Origin of the sequence: Streptomyces sp. NPDC091287, assembly GCF_044768525.1 — a bacterium.
GTDB lineage: Bacteria > Actinomycetota > Actinomycetes > Streptomycetales > Streptomycetaceae > Streptomyces.
The window spans coordinates 61,220-82,449 of record NZ_JBIVUV010000026.1 but is presented as its reverse complement, the minus strand read 5'-3'; the positions used below and the strand labels follow the sequence as shown (position 1 = coordinate 82,449).

The 21,230-nt window shown below is 71.2% G+C and carries 19 protein-coding genes and 4 tRNA genes; 9 read left to right on the top strand and 14 right to left on the bottom strand.

The genetic code is table 11. The annotated features are described in order from the left end of the window. From ACIQRW_RS34570 to ACIQRW_RS34550, 5 genes are all read right to left on the bottom strand, one after another. On the bottom strand, positions 1-1,992 hold a 1,992-nt coding region (locus ACIQRW_RS34570), incomplete at its 3' end, for a DEAD/DEAH box helicase (protein WP_403768286.1). A gap of 239 nt (positions 1,993-2,231) precedes the next feature. Beyond that, positions 2,232-2,798, bottom strand: coding sequence for a hypothetical protein (locus tag ACIQRW_RS34565; protein WP_403768283.1), 567 nt, complete (start codon positions 2,796-2,798; stop codon positions 2,232-2,234). Between the two features lie 278 nt (positions 2,799-3,076). After that, positions 3,077-3,451: a fluoride efflux transporter FluC gene (locus ACIQRW_RS34560; protein ID WP_403768280.1), complete on the bottom strand. Its 375-nt coding sequence runs from the start codon at positions 3,449-3,451 to the stop codon at positions 3,077-3,079. Next, the gene (locus ACIQRW_RS34555; protein WP_403768277.1) at positions 3,448-3,939 is read right to left on the bottom strand and encodes a CrcB family protein; all 492 of its coding nucleotides are present in this window, start codon (positions 3,937-3,939) and stop codon (positions 3,448-3,450) included. The genes ACIQRW_RS34560 and ACIQRW_RS34555 overlap by 4 nt, the downstream gene beginning before the upstream one ends. Continuing rightward, the gene (locus ACIQRW_RS34550) at positions 3,936-4,286 is read right to left on the bottom strand and encodes a metallopeptidase family protein (RefSeq protein ID WP_032790371.1); all 351 of its coding nucleotides are present in this window, start codon (positions 4,284-4,286) and stop codon (positions 3,936-3,938) included. The genes ACIQRW_RS34555 and ACIQRW_RS34550 overlap by 4 nt, the downstream gene beginning before the upstream one ends. A 112-nt stretch (positions 4,287-4,398) precedes the next feature. Between ACIQRW_RS34550 and ACIQRW_RS34545 the strand changes: the two genes are divergently transcribed. The 4 genes from ACIQRW_RS34545 (at position 4,399) to ACIQRW_RS34530 (ending at position 6,406) form a co-directional block, all read left to right on the top strand. Then, positions 4,399-6,042 carry a metallophosphoesterase gene (locus tag ACIQRW_RS34545; RefSeq protein ID WP_403768274.1) on the top strand — a complete coding sequence of 548 codons (1,644 nt, stop codon included), beginning with the start codon at positions 4,399-4,401 and terminating at the stop codon, positions 6,040-6,042. Positions 6,043-6,122: 80 nt separating this feature from the next. After that, positions 6,123-6,195: transfer RNA gene (locus ACIQRW_RS34540), tRNA-Glu, on the top strand. A gap of 38 nt (positions 6,196-6,233) precedes the next feature. Further along, positions 6,234-6,308, top strand: a tRNA-Asp gene (locus tag ACIQRW_RS34535). A 21-nt stretch (positions 6,309-6,329) separates the two neighbouring features. After that, positions 6,330-6,406, top strand: a tRNA-Phe gene (locus ACIQRW_RS34530). 166 nt (positions 6,407-6,572) lie between these two features. On the opposite strand, the gene ACIQRW_RS34525 is transcribed toward ACIQRW_RS34530, so the two are convergent. The 6 genes from ACIQRW_RS34525 to ACIQRW_RS34500 are packed head-to-tail and all read right to left on the bottom strand — an operon-like array spanning position 6,573 to position 11,173. Then, complete coding sequence (locus ACIQRW_RS34525; RefSeq protein ID WP_403768271.1) at positions 6,573-6,851, bottom strand: hypothetical protein; 279 nt, start codon at positions 6,849-6,851, stop codon at positions 6,573-6,575. Between the two features lie 4 nt (positions 6,852-6,855). Beyond that, positions 6,856-7,848 (bottom strand): hypothetical protein, encoded by a 993-nt coding sequence (locus tag ACIQRW_RS34520; RefSeq protein ID WP_403768269.1) that lies wholly within the window; start codon positions 7,846-7,848, stop codon positions 6,856-6,858. After that, positions 7,849-8,898: a hypothetical protein gene (locus tag ACIQRW_RS34515; RefSeq protein ID WP_403768266.1), complete on the bottom strand. Its 1,050-nt coding sequence runs from the start codon at positions 8,896-8,898 to the stop codon at positions 7,849-7,851. 29 nt (positions 8,899-8,927) lie between these two features. Further along, entirely contained in the window at positions 8,928-9,800 is an 873-nt protein-coding gene (locus ACIQRW_RS34510) for a cytochrome c biogenesis CcdA family protein (RefSeq protein WP_403768265.1), read from the bottom strand. Then, the gene (locus ACIQRW_RS34505) at positions 9,797-10,606 is read right to left on the bottom strand and encodes a DsbA family protein (RefSeq protein WP_403768262.1); all 810 of its coding nucleotides are present in this window, start codon (positions 10,604-10,606) and stop codon (positions 9,797-9,799) included. Before ACIQRW_RS34505 ends, ACIQRW_RS34510 begins: the two co-directional genes overlap by 4 nt. Positions 10,607-10,666: 60 nt before the next feature. Further along, positions 10,667-11,173: a hypothetical protein gene (locus ACIQRW_RS34500; RefSeq protein WP_403768259.1), complete on the bottom strand. Its 507-nt coding sequence runs from the start codon at positions 11,171-11,173 to the stop codon at positions 10,667-10,669. 129 nt (positions 11,174-11,302) lie between these two features. Here ACIQRW_RS34500 and hrpA point away from each other — a divergent pair, with 129 nt between their 5' ends. The 3 genes from hrpA (at position 11,303) to ACIQRW_RS34485 (ending at position 15,905) form a co-directional block, all read left to right on the top strand. After that, positions 11,303-15,256, top strand: coding sequence for an ATP-dependent RNA helicase HrpA (gene hrpA / locus ACIQRW_RS34495; RefSeq protein ID WP_403768256.1), 3,954 nt, complete (start codon positions 11,303-11,305; stop codon positions 15,254-15,256). Positions 15,257-15,383: 127 nt separating this feature from the next. Beyond that, positions 15,384-15,458, top strand: a tRNA-Asp gene (locus ACIQRW_RS34490). Positions 15,459-15,632: 174 nt separating this feature from the next. Beyond that, positions 15,633-15,905, top strand: coding sequence for a DUF6274 family protein (locus ACIQRW_RS34485; RefSeq protein WP_403768253.1), 273 nt, complete (start codon positions 15,633-15,635; stop codon positions 15,903-15,905). A gap of 546 nt (positions 15,906-16,451) precedes the next feature. On the opposite strand, the gene bldC is transcribed toward ACIQRW_RS34485, so the two are convergent. Continuing rightward, a complete protein-coding gene (bldC, locus tag ACIQRW_RS34480) occupies positions 16,452-16,658 on the bottom strand; it encodes a developmental transcriptional regulator BldC (protein ID WP_003949541.1) in 207 nt (68 codons plus the stop codon). Between the two features lie 677 nt (positions 16,659-17,335). Further along, complete coding sequence (locus tag ACIQRW_RS34475) at positions 17,336-18,181, bottom strand: hypothetical protein (RefSeq protein WP_403768250.1); 846 nt, start codon at positions 18,179-18,181, stop codon at positions 17,336-17,338. Positions 18,182-18,355: 174 nt separating this feature from the next. Between ACIQRW_RS34475 and ACIQRW_RS34470 the strand changes: the two genes are divergently transcribed. Beyond that, positions 18,356-19,438 carry a Leu/Phe/Val dehydrogenase gene (locus ACIQRW_RS34470; protein ID WP_403768248.1) on the top strand — a complete coding sequence of 361 codons (1,083 nt, stop codon included), beginning with the start codon at positions 18,356-18,358 and terminating at the stop codon, positions 19,436-19,438. 291 nt (positions 19,439-19,729) lie between these two features. Further along, complete coding sequence (locus ACIQRW_RS34465) at positions 19,730-19,987, top strand: DUF3073 domain-containing protein (protein WP_007447468.1); 258 nt, start codon at positions 19,730-19,732, stop codon at positions 19,985-19,987. A gap of 138 nt (positions 19,988-20,125) precedes the next feature. Here the strand turns inward: ACIQRW_RS34465 and purM are convergent, their stop codons facing one another. After that, positions 20,126-21,199, bottom strand: coding sequence for a phosphoribosylformylglycinamidine cyclo-ligase (gene purM / locus ACIQRW_RS34460; protein ID WP_403768245.1), 1,074 nt, complete (start codon positions 21,197-21,199; stop codon positions 20,126-20,128). Positions 21,200-21,230: the final 31 nt, after the last annotated feature.

Below are 21,230 nucleotides of genomic sequence, written 5' to 3'. Positions count from 1 at the left end.
TCGGTTGAACGCGGGGCGGTCGTTGTCCCGACGCTCGAACGAACGGCCACCACGGTCATCGCGACGGTCGCTGCTGCCACCGGAACGGAAGCCGCCACCCGAGGGGCGCTCGTCACGACGGTCACGGTTGAACGCGGGGCGGTCGTTGTCCCGACGCTCGAACGAACGGCCACCACGGTCATCGCGACGGTCGCTGCTGCCACCGGAACGGAAGCCGCCGGACGGGCGCTCGTCACGGCGGTCGTTGCCGCCGCGGTAGCCGCCGCGGTTGTCGCGGCGCTCGAAGTTGCCCCGCTCGTCGCGGCGCTGCTCGTCGCGGGCGGCCGGCTGCTCCGGTACGGAGGCGGCTGCCACGAGGGCGGCCTCGGCCTCGGCCGCGACCTCGGCCACCGCGGCCTCGGGGTCGTCGCCCCGCTCGCGTGCGGCGCGGGCGACCAGGCGGTCGGCCTCCTCGCGCAGCTCGACGGCGCGGCGCTGGACCCGCTCCAGCTGCTTCGTCAGGTCGGCGGCCTCGCGCTCGGCCTGCTTGGCGGCGTTGTTCGCGGAGTCGGCCTGGACCTCGGTGAGCGAGCGGGCGCCGGTGATCTCGGCGACCTCGGGCTCGAAGACGCCCGCGCCCTGGACGATGTGGCGCGAGGCGTCGACGCCCGCGTCCTCCATCAGGCGGAAGATCTGGCGGCGCTGGTGCGGAAGCGCCAGCGAGACGACGACACCGGACTTGCCGGCGCGGGCGGTACGGCCCGAGCGGTGCAGGTAGTCCTTGTGGTCACCGGCCGGGTCCACGTTCAGGACCAGGTCGATGCCGTCGACGTGGATACCGCGGGCGGCGACGTCGGTCGCGACGAGCGCGTTGACGTAACCCTTCTTGAAGTCCTCCAGGACCCGCGTACGGGCGCCCTGGGTCATGCCGCCGTGCAGCGCGTCGGCCTTCACGCCGGACTCGATGAGCTGCTCGGCGATACGGTCCGCGCCCAGCTGGGTGCGGACGAAGATGATCGTGCGGCCCTTGCGGGCGGCGATGGCGGCCGTGACCGGCGCCTTGTCCTTCGGCTTCACGACGAGGACGTGGTGCGACATGGTCGTGACGTTGCCCTGGGCGCTGTCGACCTCGTGCGTGACCGGGTTGGAGAGGTAGCGCTTGACCAGCGTGCCGATCTCGTTCTCCATGGTGGCGGAGAAGAGCATCCGCTGACCCCCACCGGGGATCTGGTCGAGCAGCTCGGTGACCTCGGGCAGGAAGCCCAGGTCGGACATCTGGTCGGCCTCGTCGAGGACGGCGACCTGGACGCTCGCCAGGGAGCAGGCGCCGCGGTTGATGATGTCGCGCAGCCGGCCCGGGGTGGCGACGAGGACGTCGACACCGCGCTCCAGCGCGTAGATCTGGTTGCCCATCGACGTACCGCCGCAGACGACCTTCATCTTGAGGCCGAGCACGTCGCCGTAGGGCTGAAGCGCGTCCGCGACCTGCATCGCGAGCTCGCGGGTCGGGGTGAGGATGATGCCGCGCGGCTTCTTCTTCTCGGTGGTGCCACCGGAGAGCGAGGCCAGCAGCGGCAGACCGAAGGAGAGCGTCTTGCCGGAGCCCGTACGGCCGCGGCCGAGGATGTCCTTGCCGGCCAGGGCGTCCGGGATGGTCGCCGCCTGGATCGGGAAGGGGGCGGTCACACCGTTCTGCGCGAGCTTGCGGACGATGCCGTCGGGCAGGCCCAGGGCACCGAAGGTGATGGTCGGCTCGGCGTCGGCCTCGTCGGCGATCTCCTCGGCGGAGTCCGCGATCTCGGCCTCGGGAGCGGCGATCTCCTCGGCGGGGGCTTCGGCCTGCGTGTCGGCGGTCACGTCGGTGATGAAGTCCGCGACGGACTTCTCGGCGACGACCGTCTTCTCGGCGGCCGGAGCCTTCTCGGCGGCCGGGGCGGTGGCGCCGGCGGGGGCCTCGGTCACAGCGGTCTCGACGAACTCGGCGAGCTCGGCGTTGTCGATGTTCTCGGGCATGACGGTGTGGTCAGAACTGGAAATTGACATGCGAAATGCGAAACCTTCCGGAGTCTCGGCACGCGCCCATAACTCCGTGATTCGCAATTTCGACCGCCTCAATGCGGTCCAGCCACGGCAAGGGAGAGTACGCGCCACACGGCGCTCTTCTGTGTCGGCGCCGGGCAATGGGATCAAACGATCTACTACCATACGCACTCTCACCCACATTGCGCAAACCGGCCCCTGGAGACCCCCGGCTAAACCGGTCCCACCTGCGGTGATGCCTCCGGGGTCCGCAACGGCCGGGCGGTCTCCGGTCCGCTCATCGCATGGGCCCGCAGCTGCGCGGCGGGCGAGGCCGAGGGGGCCGGCTCCGGCGGATCCGTGGGCTCCGGCTCGGGCTCCGGGTCCGGGTCCGGCGTCGGCGGCGCCGGCGGCTCCGGGGTGGCCGGCGGCGGCTCCCCCGGCCCCGGCGTCGAGGGCGTCGGCGAGGGCGGGGGGCCGCCAAGGGTGGGCCCGGGCGCGGCCGGTTCGGGGCGCGGGTCCTCGGGGGTGACCGACGGCACGGCAGCGGAGGCGTCCGGGCTCAGGCTGCCCCCGGGCGCGGCCCGGTCCGAGTGGGGATGGGCGCCCCCGACCCGCCCCCCGATCCGGCCGGGGACGGTGTCCCCGGCCGGATCGGGGGTGGAGCCCTTCGGGCCGGCGGACCGTGAGGGCCCCGGCGCCCCGGCGTCGTCCTCGCCGACGCTCATACAGCCGGTGGACGCGGCGATCGTCAGCGCGGTGACGGCTGCCCAGCGGACAGGGGCGGACAACTGGCGCACGAGTGGCACCTCCGGGGCGAGGGGGCGGGGACCGGGGGCGCGGGGCGGTAGCGGAGAGCCCGGCGCCGGGGCGGAGCGGGAACAGGAGCGAGCGGTACGGCGTCGCACCGTGCCCAACTCCCCCGACCCCGCCGGAGACACGCCCGAAACGCCACCCGCCCGCACGACGACCGGCGAGCCGGCCCCGGAACACCACGCCCGGCACCCGCCGGACGAGCCCGCGCGACGGCTGTCGAACGGCCCTGACACGACGCCGAGCACCGCGTCCGGCGCCCGCGCTACCCCCCGAACCCGCCCGTCAGTTCCGCCCCCAGGAACACCGCGCCCAGGCCCGCCGGCAGCGATGCCAGGACATTGGCCGCGGCCAGGAAGGCCCGGCCCGTCTCGGCCAGGCGGAGGGTCTCGTACGAGAACGTCGAGTACGTCGTCAGCGCCCCGCACAGGCCCGTCGCCAGCAGGGCGTGCGCCGGGGAGGACACCGCGGCACCGGTCAGCAGCCCGAGCAGCAGACTTCCCGCCGTGTTCGCGGTGAAGGTGCCCCACGGGAAGACGTACGGGACGCCCGGCCCCTGGTGCGCCTGCACCGCGCGGTCCGTCAGATAGCGCAGCGGCGCGCCCACCGCCCCGCCGATCGCCACCAGCAGCCAGTTCACGCGGCCCGCCCCCCGCCCCGGGAGCCACTGGAGCCCCGGAGCCCCCGGGAGCCCCGGTCCAGCCAGGTCCTCGTCCCCGCGGCCGCCGCCCACACCGCCCCGAGCGCGGACACCGCCGTCGCCGCCGCGTACGCCATGGCGGTCAGGGCCACCTGACGCACGAGGAGGTCCGAGACACCGGCCGCGTACGTCGAGAAGGTCGTGAAGCCGCCGAGCACCCCGACGCCGAGGAAAGGCCGTACCAGGGGGTGGGTCACCCGGCCCCGCTCGACGGTCAGCACCATCAGGACGCCGATCAGGGCGCAGCCGCTCACATTGACGGCGAACACCGTCCACGGGAAGCCGCCCGCGCCGGGCCACAGCACCAGGGCCCCGTAGCGGGCGAGCGCGCCGAGCGCGCCGCCGGCCGCGACCGCCGCCAGTACGCGGCCCTGCGGGGCGGCGGGCGGGCCGGGCTCCGGCAGCTCCCGCGGGGCCTGCTCGCTCACCCGTAGCCCAGGGCGTGCAGCCGCTCGTCGTCGATGCCGAAGTGGTGGGCGATCTCGTGGACCACGGTGATCTCGGTCTCCGCGACGACGTCCTCCTGCGACTCGCACATCCGCAGCGTCGGCCCCCGGTAGATGGTGATCCGGTCCGGCAGCACCCCGGCGTACCACTCGCCCCGGTCGGTGAGGGGGGTGCCCTCGTAGAGCCCGAGCAGATCGGGGTCGCCGGGCTCCGGTTCGTCCTCGACGAACACCGCCACGTTGTCCATCAGCCGTGTCAGCTCCGGCGGGATCCGGTCCAGAGCCTGGCTCACCAGCTCCTCGAACTGTTCGCGCGTCATCTCCAGCACCCGGCCATTGTCCCGTACGGGGGCGGGGTGCGGGCAGATGGCGGCCGTCCCGGACTCATGACCGGGCAGGCCGCCCGGTATGGCGGAGGCCGTACCGGGGCATACGGGCCCAATGGTCCGCGTCCCGTTCCGTGCCGCAGCCGACCGCGTCCGGCACCGCCTCACCCAGATCGCCCGCCCGAAGCCCCGGGGCCACGCCTCCCCGTCCACCCGCCCCCGTACCCCCGCCCACACCGGCGCGGCGGCCTCCGGCGGCCTGACGGGCCCCGCCCGCCGCCCGTACCTCCGCGCCCTCGGCATGCTCGCCGTCGTCGTGCTGGGGGCCTGGCTGGGACTGCTCGCCGTGGGCTCCATCCGTACTCCGGTCGGCCCCATGGACACCAACATGACGCTGCGTCCCTCCCTCACCGGCGGCAGCAAGATCAATGTGTCCCCGCTCGGCGCCCTGGAGCTGGACTCGCACAGCGCACCGCTCCGGCTCGACGTGGACGTGGACCGCCTCGACCCCGAACGCTCCCGGGCCCTGGTCGATCAGCCGGAACGGTTCTCCAGCCTCCAGGACGAGGTCACCCGGGACGTCGCCGCCGGCACCCGGGAGCTGGCCGTACGCTCCTGTGTCGCCGTCGTCTCCGGCGCGACCGCGCTCGGCCTCGTCGTCTACCGCCGCCCCCGCCGCGCCCTGGCCGCCGGCGGGCTCGCCCTCACCCTGCTGGCCGCGTCCGGCGTCAGCGCGTACGCCACCTGGAACCCGAAGTCCGTCCTGGAGCCAAAGTTCTCCGGGCTGCTCTCCAGCGCCCCGTCCCTGGTCGGCGACGCCCGCTCCATCGTCACCGAGTTCGACATCTACCAGCAGGAACTGGCCCGCCTGGTCACCAACGTCACCAAGCTGTACGACGCGACCTCCACGCTCCCCGTCTACCAGCCCGACCCGGGCACGATCCGGGTCCTGCACGTCTCCGACATCCACCTCAACCCGGCGGCCTGGCACATCATCGCCTCGCTCGTGGAGCAGTACGAGATCGACGTCATCGTCGACTCGGGCGACACGATGGACCACGGCTCCGCCCCCGAGAACGGCTTCCTCGACCCGATCCGCGACCTCGGCGCGCCCTACGTCTGGGTGCGCGGCAACCATGACTCGCCCATCACCCAGGCCTATCTGAAGAAGTTCACGAACGTGAGCGTCCTCGACGACGGCAGCGCGGTGAACGTCGGCGGGCTGCGGATCGCCGGCACCGGCGACGCCTCCTTCACCCCGGACCGGACCGCCCCGGTCGGCGGCAAGGAGGCCGCGCAGCTCGAAGGCGCGCGGCTCGCCTCCGCGCTGCGCGACCAGGAACGCGCGGGCACCCCGGTCGACATCGCCGTCGCCCACGACCCGAACACCGCCCGGGAGACCGACGGCACGGTCCCGCTGGTGCTGTCGGGCCACCTCCACCGCCGGATCAACGAGCAGCTGAAGCTCGGCACGCGGCTGAAGGTCGAGGGCTCCACGGGCGGCGGCGGGCTGCGCGCCGTGCAGAACGAGAAGCCGGAGAAGGTGCACGCCTCGGTGCTCTACATGGACCGCTCGACCCGCCGGCTCCAGGCCTGGGACGAGATCACGCTGGGCGGTCTCGGACTGACGACCGCCGAGGTCAGCCGCCATCTTCCGGAGGAGAACCTGAAGAAGGACGCCCCGGTCTCCCCCACCCCGTCGCCGTCCTCCTCGCCCTCCGCCACCCGCCCCCCGGCGCGCCCCACCCCCTCGCCGTAAACCGTTTTGGCGATAGCTCCACCCATCCCATATGCTTCTCACGTCCCCGACGCGCTGCGAAGCGAACAGGCGGGCCAATAGCCCTCATCGTCTAGTGGCCCAGGACGCCGCCCTTTCAAGGCGGTAGCACGGGTTCGAATCCCGTTGGGGGCACGTTTTACCGTGTGCGAGACTTGTTTCGCACACCGCTTGGTCCTGTGGAGCAGTTTGGAGTGCTCGCCACCCTGTCAAGGTGGAGGCCGCGGGTTCAAATCCCGTCAGGACCGCTGCAGCCCCAGCGGCTGCGTGGCTGGGTAGCTCAGTTGGTACGAGCGATCGCCTGAAAAGCGATAGGTCGCCGGTTCGATCCCGGCCCCAGCCACCACAGAAGCGCCCCGGACGAAGTATTCGTCCGGGGCGCTTCCCTGTGCCGGGGACCGGGGCTTCTCCTGTGCCGGTCCCCTGTGCCAGGGGACTCGGCGACAGGGGCCGGCAGCCGAAACGGCCCGCCAGGTGTTCTGGCGGGCCGTTTCGGCAGGGACCGGACGGATCTACGGGTGACGCCGTCGAGCGTTCCGATCGTCCCGCTGCCGCTTCATGTACTTCCATGAAACCGCTGCGAGAACGACGGACACACAGCCGATCGCCACGAGCGTCAACCGTGCGGTGACACCGCTGTTGGTGATCGCACCGACGAAGCCGCCCACAGTGCCCAACAGGCCGAGAAAGAGCGATCGCCACCCGAGCAGCATGTCGCTCACGCCGGCGGCCGACCCCTTGAGGAAGCCGCCGCCCCGCAGCGACTCCCCGGTGCTGTCTCTCTTGGTCATCTCATCACCGTGTGATCGGAGCCTGCACGGGGCGATCGAACGGGCCGGGGGCGACGTAGCGGACCGGACCGCCCTGGGGGAGCAGATAGTCTACGACCGTCGCTCCGAGAGCGACCGGCCAGCCGAACACCCTGACGCCGCCCCTGCCGAGCACACCGGTCACCGGGCCGATCTGGCTTCCCTTGCTCACCGCCCCACCGATCTGGCCGGTGATGAAGGGGCCGATGAATCCCTTGAAGGACTCCCTGGCCTCGTCGTGGCGTCCGAGAAGGGTGAACGCCGAGGCGTCGAACGCACCGCGCAGGCTGAAGAAGCCGACGACATCCCGCACGCCATCAGGAACTCCCGCGTTGTCGTGCATATCGAAATGGACGTCGTCATTGGACGAGTCGTCCTGGGGACGGTAGCCCTCGTCCTCGTTCTTCTGGGCTTCCTTCCGCGCCTCTTCCGCCTTGGCCTCCTGCTCCTGCCGGTGCTTCGAGAGGTACGCCGAGTAGGCCTCCCGCGCGGCCTGGTTGGCGGCGAACGCGTCCTTGCCCGCCGCGATGGCCGCCTGCCGGGCCGTGTTGGCGGACGCGGCGGCGCTGCTGGCGGAGTTGCTGGCCCGCACCGCGGAGTCGGTGGCCTTCTTCGCCGAGTAGTTCGCGGCCCGGCTGGCCTTCTGTGCGGTGGCTGCCGCGGCCTTGGCCTGCTGCGCCGACGCGGCCGCGTTCGCCGCCGACCGGTCGGCCGCCTGCGAGCTCGCGCGTGCGCGCTCCGCGTGCTCCCCGGCCGCCTTGGCCGCGGCCTTCGCGTCCTCGGCGTACCCGTTGGCCTCGTCGGCCGCGCCCCGCGCACGGGCCGCCGCCTCCGAAGCCTTGTCGGCGTCCTCGTGCGCCGTGGCCGCGGCCTTCGCGGCGATGCTGATCTGCGCGCGGACGGCCGCCACGTGGGCGGCGGTGTCCTCGTCGGCCTGAGCCGCCTTGTGCTGGATCCGGGTCACGAAGACCGAGCGCATCTACGCGGGTCCGGCCATGGAGTTACGGGCCATGGAGTTACGGGCCGCCGCCTGGACGTACGGTCCGCCCTCCTCCAGGATCCGCAGGGTTTCGATCTGCTCGTCGTCGGCCAGCGCCTTGGGGTACCCCGAGACGAGGAACGTGCTCAGGGCTTCGGTCGAGCCGTCGTTCAGGGCCGCGGTGCCGGCGGCCGTGACTCCCTTGCCCGCACCCTCCATCGCCCGGAGGGTCTGGACGCGGAACTCATCGCGCTGGGTCTCCAGGATCCCCGTCGTCAGGTACTCCTCGATCTCCTCGGGGCCCTGCGCCAGGACGGCTTCCGCCGCGACCGCGGTCTTGGCCGTGCCGATCTGCGCGAAGTGGAGCAGCGTCTCCCGGTCGTCGGCCTCCTGCGCCGTGAGGCGACCGCTCTCCAGCCAGATCAGCATGTCGGCGTCGGTGCCGGACAGGGCCTGCCCCGCGGACTGCCGGGTCCATACGCCGGTGCTGCCGAGCAGATTCACCGCGGCCCTACGGGCCAGGGCGGCCGCCGCGGGCTCGTCCGAACCGGCCTTGGCCGCGGCGTCGGCGAGGAGCTGCTTGGTCTCCGCGTCCATCTGCGCGGCCTGCGTCCGTGCGTGCTTGTCGACTGCCTCGCTCTCGTCCTGGAGTGTCTTCAGCAGCTTCGCGTCCTCGGTCGTGTCCGATTCCTCCTGCTCCAGACGGACCTTCTCGGCCTCGCGCGCCACCTTCTCGACGTTGTCCGCCTGGAGTGTGGCGTCGGTGGCCACCGTGGCCGCCTCGCGGGCCGCCTTCGCGTGTGCGGTGGCCTTCTTGGCCTCGGCGTCCGCCTCACCCGCGTGGTCCGCCGCTTCGTTGGCCGCCTTCGCCGCGGCCTCCGCGTGGTCGGCCGATGAGTTGGCCGCCCGGTGCGCCTCGCGGGCGGCGGTGGCCGCCTGCCCGGCGAGCCGCCCGGCGCGGGCGGTCTGCCCGCCTCCGGCGCGGACTTCGGGTACGCGGCGCGGTAGTCGGTACCGCCGTGTGAGCCGGGCCCGGTGACGAGCTGTCACCGGGCCCGGTTACGTCGGTCGGAGTCGGCTCACACCTTCTCGGTCTCCTCGGTCTCCTCGGCCGTCTCCGCCGGTACGTCCGTGTCGCGCCGGCGCAGGGCCCGGGCACCCAGGACCAGCAGCACCACCAGCACCACCGCGCCCAGCAGCACCCCGTCCGGCACCTGTTCGCCCAGGTTGCGCGCCCACTGCTCGACCTCGAACGACGCGTCGACCCCCAGCAGACCGGGCAGCGCGGTCGTCCCGTCGTACACGAGGAACAGCACGCCGAGCCCGATGAAGAACAGCCCCGACAGCAACGACGTGGTGTGCAGCTCGAACCGGCCGAGCCGAACGGCACGGCCGCGCAGCCAGGCCCGGCGGCCGAGGTCGAAGCGCTCCCAGAGCAGGGCGAGCAGGAAGAGCGGTACGGCCATCCCGAGCGCGTAGACCGCCAGCAGCAGCCCGCCGTAGACCGGGCTGCCGCTGACCGCCGCGACGGTCAGGACGCTGCCGAGGATCGGGCCCGCGCAGAATCCGGCCAGACCGTAGACCGCGCCCAGGGCGTAGACGGAGAACGCCGTGGTGGGGCGGATCCGGCCGCTGAGGGCCGCGATCCGCCGGGACGCGAAGCCGAGCCCGACGATCTGCGCGACGCCGAGCACGATGATCAGCCAGCCCGCGCCCGTGACGAGGGCGTCCCGGTGGCCGTAGAACAGCCGTCCCGCGTAGCTGCCCGCCGCGCCGAGCGGGACGAGGGTGGTGGCGAGCCCGGCGTAGAAGATGCCCGTGCGGGCCAGCAGCCGGGAGGTGGAATCGATGGAGTACGCGAAGAAGGCCGGCAGCAGCAGCGCGCTGCACGGGCTGACCAGGGCGAGCAGCCCGCCGAGGAAGGCCGCGAAGTAGCCGATGTCCGCCGTCACTTGGCGGGGTCCTCGGCGTCGTTGCCCGCGTTGCCGGTGTCCTTGCCGGTGGCCTTCGCCTGCTCGGCGGCGGCCTCGATGGCCTGCGCGAACGTCTCGTCCGGCTGCGCTCCCGCGATCGGACGGCCGTTGATCAGGAACGACGGGGTGGACGTCGCGCCGATCCCGTACGCCTGTTCCTGGTCCTTCTTGACCGCCGCACGGGCCGCGTCACCGTCGAGGTCCTTCATGAACCGGTCCAGGTCCTTCACCCCGGCCTCTTCGGCGAGCGCCTTGACCCGGTCCTTGCCGAAGCCCTTCTCCTTCGCCCCTTCGGCGTAGGCGGCACCGTGGAACTCCCAGAAGCGGTTCTGCTGCCCGGCGGCCCAGGAGCCGCGCGCGGCGTTCTCGGACTCCTCGCCGAAGATCGGGAAGTTGCGCCACTCGATGCGCAGCGTGCCGTCCTTCACGTACTTCTCGATCAGCTTCGGCTCGGTGTCCCGGGCGAACTTGCCGCAGTAGCCGCACTTGAAGTCGGCGTACTCGATCAGGACGACCGGGGCGTCGGCGCGGCCGACGGCCAGCTTGTCGTCGGCGTCCCGGCGGGCGAGCTTCGCCAGCTCCGGGTAGACGCCCTCGTTCGGGTCGGCGGAGACCTCGGCGGCCGGGGCGGACGAGGTGTCCGGGGCGGTGTCATCGGGGGCGGTGGCCCGGTACGACGCGAAGCCGAGGAGACCGGCGGCCACGACGGTCACGGCGCCGTAGACCAGGGGCTTGCGGGAGGAGGACTTCTGACCCGTGGAGACGGGCTTCTTGGGCGTGGGCATGCGGCACTCCGGGCTGGTGGTGCGGGAGGGGGAAGGGCGCAGGTCGGGCGGGTGCCCGGCCTACACCCGCAGCACGGAGAGTTCTACGGGGGTCGGGGTGTACGGGGCCGGGGCGCGGGCCCGGGTGCCCGGTGGCGGCTCGGCCGGCAGCGCGCCCGTCGCGGCGGGCAGCCCCCAGGGGGCGAGGCCGGGCGCCTGGTCGTGCGCGGAGCGGGCGCGGGAGGGGACGGCGGGCTCGCCGTCGTGGTCGCGGAGCTTCCCGCAGCCGGGGACCGGGGTTCCCGCGTCGGCGGTCTCGGCCACCGGGGCGGACGGTGCGTCGCGCACTCCGGTGGCCCCCGGCACGGAAGCGGAAGACACGGAAGCGGAAGACACGGGAGCGGAGGGCACGGGAGCGGAGGGCACGGGAGCGGAGGGCACGGGAGCCGAGGGCACGGGAGCCGAGGTTGCCGAAGCGGAGGGAGCCGGAGCCCCGAGCGCGGCTGCCGGGAGCACCGCCGGTCCGCACAGCAGCCCCACGACGACCGCGAGCAGCGCCGTCAGGCTCCACCACTGCGTACGGGACACGGGACCGGGCCTTTCCCCCTGGAAGCGGGGCTGAGCGTTCGACTGCCCGAAATGGTACGTGCCGCGTGACGCAGCCCGCGCGAAATGAGGTCGCCACTCCGTGCGCCCGGGTGAGATCCTGGGAGCCGTATGTCTACTTCCTTCGCCGATCTCCAGTCCCAGCTCGGACAGCTCTCGCTCCGTGACGCGAACCGGCTCGGCCGGCGCCTCGAAGGAGCGCGCCGCATCCGCAAGCCCGAGGCCCGCCAGTCCGTGCTGGACGAGATCGCGGCCGACGCGGGCAGGGCGGCCGAACGGCTCGCGGCGCGCGCGGCCCGGCTGCCGGCCCTGTCGTACCCGGAAGAGCTGCCCGTCAGCCAGAAGAAGGACGAGATCCTGGAGGCGATACGCGAGCACCAGGTCGTGATCGTCGCCGGGGAGACCGGGTCCGGGAAGACCACGCAGATCCCGAAGATCTGTATGGAGCTGGGGCGCGGCGTCCGGGGCATGATCGGGCACACCCAGCCCCGGCGGATCGCCGCCCGCACGGTCGCGGAGCGCGTCGCGGACGAGCTGAAGACGCCGCTGGGCGAGACCGTCGGCTGGAAGGTCCGCTTCACCGACCAGGTGAACCCGGAGTCGACGTATCTGAAGCTGATGACGGACGGCATCCTGCTCGCCGAGATCCAGACGGACCGCGAGCTGCTGGCGTACGACACGATCATCATCGACGAGGCCCACGAGCGGTCCCTGAACATCGACTTCCTGCTCGGCTATCTGGCCCGGCTGCTGCCGAAGCGCCCGGATCTGAAGGTCGTCATCACCTCGGCGACCATCGACCCCGAGCGGTTCGCGCGCCACTTCGGCGAGGCGCCGATCGTGGAGGTCAGCGGGCGGACGTACCCCGTTGAAGTTCGCTACCGCCCCCTCCTCGAAGACGACAGCGAGGACTCCGACCGCGACCAGATCACCGCGATCTGCGACGCCGTCGACGAGCTGGGCCACGAGGCCCCGGGCGACGTCCTGGTCTTCCTCTCCGGCGAGCGCGAGATCCGGGACACGGCGGACGCGCTGAACAAACGGAACCTCAGACACACCGAGGTGCTCCCCCTCTACGCACGCCTCTCCCACGCCGAGCAGCACCGCGTCTTCCAGCGGACCCCCAACGGCATCGTCCGCCGCATCGTGCTGGCTACCAACGTGGCCGAAACCTCACTGACGGTTCCCGGCATCAAGTACGTGATCGACCCGGGCAACGCCCGTATCTCCCGCTACAGCCACCGCACCAAGGTCCAGCGGCTGCCGATCGAGCGCATCTCCCAGGCCAGCGCCAACCAGCGCAAGGGCCGCTGCGGCCGTACGTCGGACGGCATCTGCATCCGGCTGTACTCGGAGGACGACTTCGTCACCCGGCCGGAGTTCACCGACCCGGAGATCCTGCGGACCAACTTGGCCTCCGTCATCCTCCAGATGACCGCCGCCGGGCTCGGCGACATCGAGAAGTTCCCCTTCATCGACCCGCCGGACCACCGCAACATCCGCGACGGCGTGCAGCTCCTCCAGGAGCTGGGGGCGCTGGAGCAGGGCGAGACCCCCCAGGAGGGGAAGAAGGGGCAGCGGCTCACCCCGCTCGGCCGCAAGCTCTCCCAGCTGCCCGTCGACCCGCGCCTGGCCCGGATGGTCATCGAGGCCGACAAGAACGGCTGCGCCCGCGAGGTCATGGTCATCGCCGCCGCGCTCTCCATCCAGGACCCGCGCGAGCGGCCCGCGGAGAAGCAGACCCAGGCCGATCAGAACCACGCCCGGTTCAAGGACGAGACGTCCGACTTCCTGGCGTATCTGAACCTCTGGGCCTATGTCCGCGAGCAGCAGAAGGAGCGCGGCTCGTCCTCGTTCCGCCGGATGTGCAAGCAGGAGTATCTGAACTTCCTGCGCATCCGCGAATGGCAGGACATCTACGCGCAACTGCGTACGGTCGCCAAGCAGATGGGCATTACCGTCGAGGAGCCCAAGGCGGAGGCGTCCATCCCCGAGCAGGCGGTGCACACCTCGCTGCTGGCCGGGCTGCTGTCGCACATCGGGCTGAAGGACACCGAGAAGAACGAGTACCTGGGCGCGCGCAGCGCCAAGTTCGCGATCTTCCCCGGGTCGGCGCTGTTCAAGAAGCAGCCCCGGTTCGTGATGTCGGCGGAGCTGGTGGAGACCTCCCGGCTGTGGGCGCGGGTCAACGCCAAGGTCGAGCCCGAATGGATCGAGCCGCTGGCCGGGCATCTGCTGAAACGCACCTACAGCGAGCCGCACTGGGAGAAGGACCAGGCCGCGGTGATGGCGTTCGAACGGGTCACCCTCTACGGGGTGCCGATCGTCGCCCAGCGCAAGGTCAACTTCGGTCGTATCGACCAGGAGGCCTCGCGGGATCTGTTCATCCGCAACGCCCTGGTCGAGGGCGACTGGCGCACCCACCACCAGTTCTTCCATGACAATCGCAAACTGCTCGGCGAGGTCGAGGAGCTGGAGCACCGCGCCCGCCGCCGCGACATCCTCGTGGACGACGAGACGCTGTTCGACTTCTACGACCAGCGGATTCCCGAGCACATCGTCTCCGGGGCGCACTTCGACTCCTGGTGGAAGAACAAGAAGCGCGAGGAGCCGGACGCGCTCGACTTCGAGCGCTCCATGCTCATCAACGAGAAGGCCGGGGCCGTCACCAAGGACGACTACCCGGACTCCTGGCGGCAGGGGAAGCTCAAGTTCAGGGTGACGTACCAGTTCGAGCCCGGGGCGGATGCGGACGGCGTGACCGTCCACGTACCGCTCCAGGTGCTCAACCAGGTCACGTCCGAGGGCTTCGACTGGCAGATTCCGGGGCTGCGCGAGGAGGTCGTCACGGAGCTGATCCGCTCGCTGCCGAAGCCGATCCGCCGGCACTACGTCCCCGCGCCGAACTACGCGGACAAGTTCCTGGACCGGGCGGTCCCGCTCCAGGAGCCACTGCCGTTCACCCTGGCGCGGGAGCTCCAGCGGATGGTCGGCGTGCCGGTCACGGCGGACGACTTCGACCTCTCCCGGGTCCCGGACCATCTGAAGATCACGTTCCGGATCGTCGACGAGCGGCGGCGGAAGGTCGCCGAGGACAAGGACCTGGAGGCGCTCAAGCTCCAGCTGCGGCCGAAGGCCCGGCAGGCGCTCTCCAAGGCCGCGGCGGCGACCGCCGGGCCCTCCGGGGAGTCCATCGAGCGGTCCGGGCTCACCGACTGGACCATCGGCACGCTGAACAAGGTCTTCGAGACGCGGCGTGCCGGGCAGCCGGTCAAGGCCTACCCGGCCCTCGTCGACCAGGGCGAAACCGTGGCCGTGCGGCTCTTCGACACCGAGGCCGAGCAGCAGCAGGCGATGTGGCGCGGCACCCGGCGGCTGATCATGCTGAACATCCCGGTGCACCCGGCGAAGTTCGCCTCGGACCGGCTCTCCAACCAGCAGAAGCTGGCCCTGTCCCGTAATCCGCACGGCTCGGTCCAGGCGCTCTTCGAGGACTGCGCCACCGCCGCGGCCGACCGGCTGATCGCCGCGCACGGCGGGCCCGCGTGGGACGAGAAGGCGTTCCGGACGCTGTACGACAAGGTGCGCGCCGATCTGGTGGACCTGACCGTCCGCACGATCGACCAGGTGCAGCAGATCCTGGCCGCGTGGCAGGCCTGCGAGCGCCGGCTGAAGTCGACGAACAGCCTGACGCTGGTGGCCAACGTCACGGACGTGCGCGAACAGCTGGCCCGTCTCGTACCGCCCGGTTTCGTTACGGCCACCGGACTGCGCCGGCTGCCGGACCTGATGCGCTACCTCGTGGCGGCCGACCGGCGGCTCCAGCAGATGCCGACGGCGGTGCAGCGGGACACCACGCGGATGGCGAAGGTGCACGAGATGCAGGACGAGTACGCCTGGCTGCTCGAACAGCTCCCGCAGGGCCGGCCGGTGCCGCAGGAGGTGCTGGACGTCCGCTGGATGATCGAGGAGCTGCGGGTCAGCTATTTCGCCCACGCGTTGGGCACCGCGTTCCCCGTCTCGGACAAGCGGATCGTCAAGGCGATCGACGCCCTCGCGCCCTGACGCGGGGGGCCCACGGGGGCTCGTGGGACGGTGACGGTGTCACCACCAGGAGTGAAGTCGACCTGGGCCTCCCACCTCCTGTACAGTCTGGTTTCGCAGCAAGCCGCAAGGCAAGCGGCGAAAACCTGGTCCTGTGGAGCAGTTTGGAGTGCTCGCCACCCTGTCAAGGTGGAGGCCGCGGGTTCAAATCCCGTCAGGACCGCAGTAGAAGAAAGCCCGGATCGTTTCGATCCGGGCTTTCTCGCGTCCTGCCCCGCGTCTTGACGGCTCCGTCTGCCGCGGGTACCTCGTAGAAGCAGAGGCTGGCCCTGCTTCTCGGCGTTCCTCAGCGCTTCACATGGCGGGGGACGGCCGGGCTCACCCGGAGGTGGCTCGTATGTCCGCGTCCACAGCACGACATGAGACCCGCGCGCTGCTGCGCGCCCACCTGGCGGCCGCTTCCGCCTATCGCCACCTCACCCGGCACTGCGCGGTCTGCCATCGCCTCCTGCGGCTTGCCATGGAGCCCGGGGGCGACGGGGAGCGGCGAGCCTCCGGGAGCCCCTCGGGAGCCCCGCGGGAAGCCGCCGGGGATCAGACCTCCGCCGGACGGCCCGATGGAAACGAGGCCGAGGCCCCGGCGGGGACCGAAAGACCCTCCGCGACATGACCATCGGCCGGGTGCTTCCGCGTTCGGTCAGTGGCAGGCTGGATGTTGGCAAGCGCCGGGCGGTGTGACGGTAGTCACCGAAAGAGTTTTCAGACCGGGGGATTTTACGCCTCCCCTACAACTGGTGAATTTAATATGTGCAATTGCACGGGGGTGACGGGTCGGCGGGGACCGTTCCGTCCGGGGCTGTCCCACCGCGTCCGGGACGCTCACCCACACTCCCGCACAGACCCGCTCACAGACCCACGAAGACCCCGTCAGCCCCCTGAAGCCGACCGACCGCCCGGTTCTGACCCCGGTCGCCCCCGAGGGCCGGAAGCGGCCCGGGAGCGGCCAGGGAGGCCGTCCGGGGCACAAAAAAGATCGCGCTGGACCCGGCGGAGTCCAGCGCGATCGATACGACGGCACCCGTAGGACACAGGTATAACGCCCGTTGGGGCAGGCGTTCGTCGAGTGGAGCTATGGGTGGGCGGCTGGGGTTGGGGGACCTTGCAGCTGCCCGGGTTGTGATGCTGTGCTGCTGTATTGCTGCGGGGCAGGGGTGTGTCAGGCCTCGCTGCGCTGCTGCGGAATACCCGCAAGCAGTGCGCGGACCTCGGCCTCGCGGTACCGGCGATGTCCACCGAGCGTGCGGATGGACGTGAGCTTGCCAGCCTTGGCCCAACGGGTGACCGTCTTCGGGTCCACGCGGAACATCGTGGCAACCTCAGCCGGGGTCAGCAGCGGCTCGGCATCAGGGGTGCGAGCGGTCATGAGCGGCCTCCTCGGGAGAACCGAACCTTCTCGGTTCTTTCCTCTAAATTCTGCACCTTGACCCGCGTTGCCCGAAATGGCGGACGCGGGCCGAGTCGGTTATAGGACGAACGGCTTGTCCTCGGCACTACAACTACACCATCCGTCCAGCCACGTCGGCCAAACCGATGGAATTGCCCTCCCAGGTGTTCATCAGCGACGGAAGCCGATGGACCATGCCATAGCGGACAGTCACGCCCCAGTGACGATCAGTCACAGAGCGATCAGGAGTCGTCAGACCCCCCATAGAGTGCAATGTCGAGCATCCTGCCCTTACTTGGACAGAAGGAGCCCTCCCCGGACTCCTTGTCCTATTTTGGCATGAGGGGTAGGGATAGGCGCAAGGGCCCCGTTAGTGCTGTCCATCACGCTTGAGGCAAAGGCCCGGTTCAGGACGTAGGTCCTAGGCCCAGCGGAGTACGCTTCCGCCCCACACATCACACGCGCCACACAGGACGCAGGTTCACGGCCCGTCAACTGTTTGTCGAGCCCCTCTTCGTCGCCCTCCGTCGAGGCGACCCGGCTTCCTCCTCCTTCCGTACGCTCCGGCCTCGCGGCCCGTCCGCCGGCCCCTCGGCCGTCCTGGATGAAGGATGCCCCGGTTCCATCACCTTGATGCCACTGTGGGCCTTTTCACGTCAATTGGTGAACTGGAGGTCCCGGACCGCCCGCCAGCGCTCCGCGAGCCGCGCGTACGCCTCCCCCGCGCCGTCGCCGTCGCCGTCCCGCAGCGCGGCGAGCCCCTCCGCGACATCCGCCACCGACCGGTCCCCGGCGAGCCGCTCCGCCGACAACGCGTGCACCAGGCCCCCGTAGTCCAGCTCGACCAGGGAGCGCGGATGGAACTCCTCCAGCCAGCGCCCCACGTCCACCAGGCCCTCGGTCAGCGGGCCCTCGGGAACGTGTCCGCGCAGCGTCCGCAGTGCCCGCGCCAGCCGGCGCCGGGCCTCGACCATCGGGGTGCGGTAGCGCAGCACGGGCCCCACCCCCTCGCCGTCCGCCGCCGCGTACTCCCGCTCCTCGTCACGGAAGAGGACGAACCAGCGCACCGGAACCTGCCACACCGTCGTACGGATCCAGGGCCTCGCGTCCGGGTGGAGCCGCTGCCAGCGCTCGTGATCCGCCGCCGCCTGACCGCGCACCACCGCGGGCAGCACGGCGTCGAGCACGTTGGCCGGAAACATGCCCCCCAGTTCCTCCAGGGCCAGCCAGCCCCGCAACCTGGTCCGCCAGGGGCAGACGCACACCACTCCGTCCAGCTCCGCCACGAACGCGTCACCGCTCTCGTGCACGGGCACCCCGACCGGCGGCGTCGACGCCAAGTCGGCCAGCGAGCGACGCAGTTCGTCCTGGGCCGTCGGAAGGTCCTCGCGCCGCGCGTAGCGCGCCCAGTGACTCCGCTCGGGCTCGGCGAACGCGGCGAGCGGCTCGTAGATCCGGAGGTAGGACGTGTAAGGGACGAGCACCGAAGACACCACCGACATGCAGCGCATCGTGTCACGGCGGTACACCCCCAGGGGGTGATCCTCCGCACGGGGGCGGATCCGCGCCGCCGGAGGACTTACGCTCTTGCCCATCGGACCGGCCGTGCCGGTCGGTCCGGGGCCCTCCCCACCCCCAGGAGGGCCTCCGCCGCTTCGTACTTGGGAGTCACCACAGTGACCGATGTGACTAACGGCGTCCTGCACACCCTGTTCCACTCGGATCAGGGAGGTCACGAGCAAGTCGTGATCTGCCAGGACCGTGCCACCGGCCTCAAGGCCGTCATCGCCCTCCACTCCACCGCCCTGGGCCCGGCCCTCGGCGGCACCCGCTTCTACCCGTACGCCTCCGAGGCGGACGCCGTCGCCGACGCGCTGAACCTGTCGCGCGGGATGTCGTACAAGAACGCCCTGGCCGGTCTCGACCACGGTGGCGGCAAGGCCGTCATCATCGGCGACCCGGAGAAGATCAAGAGCGAGGAACTCCTCCTGGCCTACGGCCGGTTCGTCGCCTCGCTCGGCGGCCGCTACGTGACCGCCTGCGACGTCGGCACCTACGTCGCCGACATGGACGTCGTCGCCCGGGAGTGCCGCTGGACCACCGGCCGCTCCCCCGAGAACGGCGGCGCGGGCGACTCCTCGGTGCTCACCGCGTTCGGCGTCTTCCAGGGCATGCGAGCCTCGGCCCAGCACCTGTGGGGCGACCCGACGCTGCGCGGGCGCAAGGTCGGCGTCGCCGGGGTCGGCAAGGTGGGCCACCACCTCGTCGAGCACCTGCTCTCCGACGGGGCCGAGGTCGTGATCACCGACGTCCGCGAGGAGTCGCTGCGCCGGATCACCGATCTGCACCCCGCGGTGACCGTGGCGGCGGACACCGACGCGCTGATCCGCACCGAGGGCCTGGACATCTACGCGCCGTGCGCGCTCGGCGGCGCGCTGAACGACGCCACCGTGCCGGCGCTCACCGCGAAGGTGGTGTGCGGCGCGGCCAACAACCAGCTGGCGCACCCGGGCGTCGAGAAGGACCTGGCCGACCGGTCGGTTCTCTACGCGCCCGACTACGTGGTCAACGCCGGTGGCGTCATCCAGGTGGCCGACGAGCTGCACGGGTTCGACTTCGACCGGTGCAAGGCGAAGGCGACGAAGATCTTCGACACCACGCTGGAAATATTCGCACGTGCGAAGGCGGATGGGATTCCGCCGGCCGCGGCGGCCGATCGGCTCGCCGAACAGCGGATGGCGGAGGCACGCGCCCACTGACCGGGCACCCCTCGGCCACTCCCTACGGCCCGCCGACCGGCGAGACAAGACTCACGCCGGTCGGCGGGTCGTACCTCCACAAGAGGTTAAAATCGCAGTTGACCAGGGAGGACGGGGCTCCTCGCTGGCCCTGTGCCGGGACCGGAATGCGGGCGGCGTACCGTATGGCCACGGAAGCAGGTACCGTTAAAGCTCTACAGGCACGGTCTCTCTGCCGAGAGTCCGTCCTGAAACATGAACGCGTGTCAAGACTCTGGGGCCGTCGAGCCCCGTCACCGAGGGGGTCGAGCCATGGGGCGCGGCCGGGCAAAGGCCAAGCAGACCAAGGTCGCCCGCCAGCTGAAGTACAGCAGCGGCGGGACTGACCTGTCGCGTCTGGCCAATGAGCTGGGCGCATCGCCTTCGAGTCAGCCACCGAACGCAGAGCCGTTCGAGGACGACGACGAGGAAGATGACCCGTACGCACAGTACGCGGATCGCTACAACCAGGACGATGACGAGGATCAGGACGATCAGTCCGGTCCGTCGTCACAGCGCCGCGGCGCTTGACCTCGCGCTGACACATCAACCCGGTCCGGGCCTGCCCCGGACCGGGTTCTGTGTGTCCCGATCCGGCTTTCCCCTGGTGCCCTGGTGCCGTGGCGCGCCGGCCGGGCTGCCGCCCCGCGCACCACGGCGTGACGGGGCCTAGAGGGCGTAGTCGCCGGTCAGCTCGGCGCCCGTGGTGTGCTCACCGCGGTCGGTGATCTCGCCGGCGACCCAGGAGTCGACCCCGCGGTCGGCCAGCGTCGTCAGCGCGGCGTCCACCGAGTCGGCCGGGACGATCGCGATCATGCCGACGCCCATGTTGAGCGTCTTCTCCAGCTCCAGCCGCTCGACCTGACCGGCCTTGCCGACCAGGTCGAAGACCGCGCCGGGCGTCCACGTGGAGCGGTCCACGGTGGCGTGCAGGCCGTCCGGGATGACCCGGGCCAGGTTGTTCGCCAGGCCGCCGCCGGTGACGTGGCTGAAGCCGTGCACCTCGGTCGTCCGGGTGAGGGCCAGGCAGTCCAGGGAGTAGATCCGGGTGGGCTCCAGGAGCTCCTCGCCGAGCGTGCGGCCGAACTCCTCGACCTCGCGGTCCAGGGACCAGCCGGCCCGGTCGAAGACCACGTGGCGGACGAGCGAGTACCCGTTGGAGTGAAGACCGGAGGACGCCATGGCGATCACCGCGTCACCCTTGCGGATACGGTCCGGGCCGAGCAGGCGGTCGGCCTCGACCACGCCCGTACCGGCTCCGGCGACGTCGAAGTCGTCCGGGCCGAGGAGACCCGGGTGCTCGGCCGTCTCGCCGCCGACCAGGGAGCAGCCCGCCAGGACACAGCCTTCGGCGATGCCCTTCACGATGGCCGCGACACGCTCGGGGTGCACCTTGCCGACGCAGATGTAGTCGGTCATGAACAGCGGCTCGGCGCCGCAGACCACGAGGTCGTCCACGACCATGCCGACGAGGTCGTGGCCGATGGTGTCGTACACGCCCATCCGACGGGCCAGGTCCACCTTGGTGCCGACGCCGTCGGTGGCGGAGGCCAGGAGCGGACGCTCGTAGCGCTTGAGCGCCGAGGCGTCGAAGAGGCCGGCGAAGCCGCCGAGGCCGCCGAGGCCCGCGACCTCGGGGCGCTGCGTCTTCTTCACCCACTCCTTCATCAGCTCGACGGCACGGTCACCGGCTTCGATGTCGACGCCGGCCGCCGCGTAGGAAGCACCTGTTGTCTCAGACATGGCCTGGGATCTTTCGTGTGGAGATACGGGG

Coding starts and splice junctions, on each gene's coding strand:
- ACIQRW_RS34545 (WP_403768274.1), top strand. CDS start 4,399: ATGGTCCGCGTCCCGTTCCGTGCCGCAGCCGACCGCGTCCGGCACCGC.
- ACIQRW_RS34525 (WP_403768271.1), bottom strand. CDS start 6,851: ATGACCAAGAGAGACAGCACCGGGGAGTCGCTGCGGGGCGGCGGCTTC.
- ACIQRW_RS34520 (WP_403768269.1), bottom strand. CDS start 7,848: ATGCGCTCGGTCTTCGTGACCCGGATCCAGCACAAGGCGGCTCAGGCC.
- ACIQRW_RS34505 (WP_403768262.1), bottom strand. CDS start 10,606: ATGCCCACGCCCAAGAAGCCCGTCTCCACGGGTCAGAAGTCCTCCTCC.
- hrpA (WP_403768256.1), top strand. CDS start 11,303: ATGTCTACTTCCTTCGCCGATCTCCAGTCCCAGCTCGGACAGCTCTCG.
- ACIQRW_RS34485 (WP_403768253.1), top strand. CDS start 15,633: ATGTCCGCGTCCACAGCACGACATGAGACCCGCGCGCTGCTGCGCGCC.
- bldC (WP_003949541.1), bottom strand. CDS start 16,658: ATGACCGCTCGCACCCCTGATGCCGAGCCGCTGCTGACCCCGGCTGAG.
- ACIQRW_RS34475 (WP_403768250.1), bottom strand. CDS start 18,181: ATGTCGGTGGTGTCTTCGGTGCTCGTCCCTTACACGTCCTACCTCCGG.
- ACIQRW_RS34465 (WP_007447468.1), top strand. CDS start 19,730: ATGGGGCGCGGCCGGGCAAAGGCCAAGCAGACCAAGGTCGCCCGCCAG.
- purM (WP_403768245.1), bottom strand. CDS start 21,199: ATGTCTGAGACAACAGGTGCTTCCTACGCGGCGGCCGGCGTCGACATC.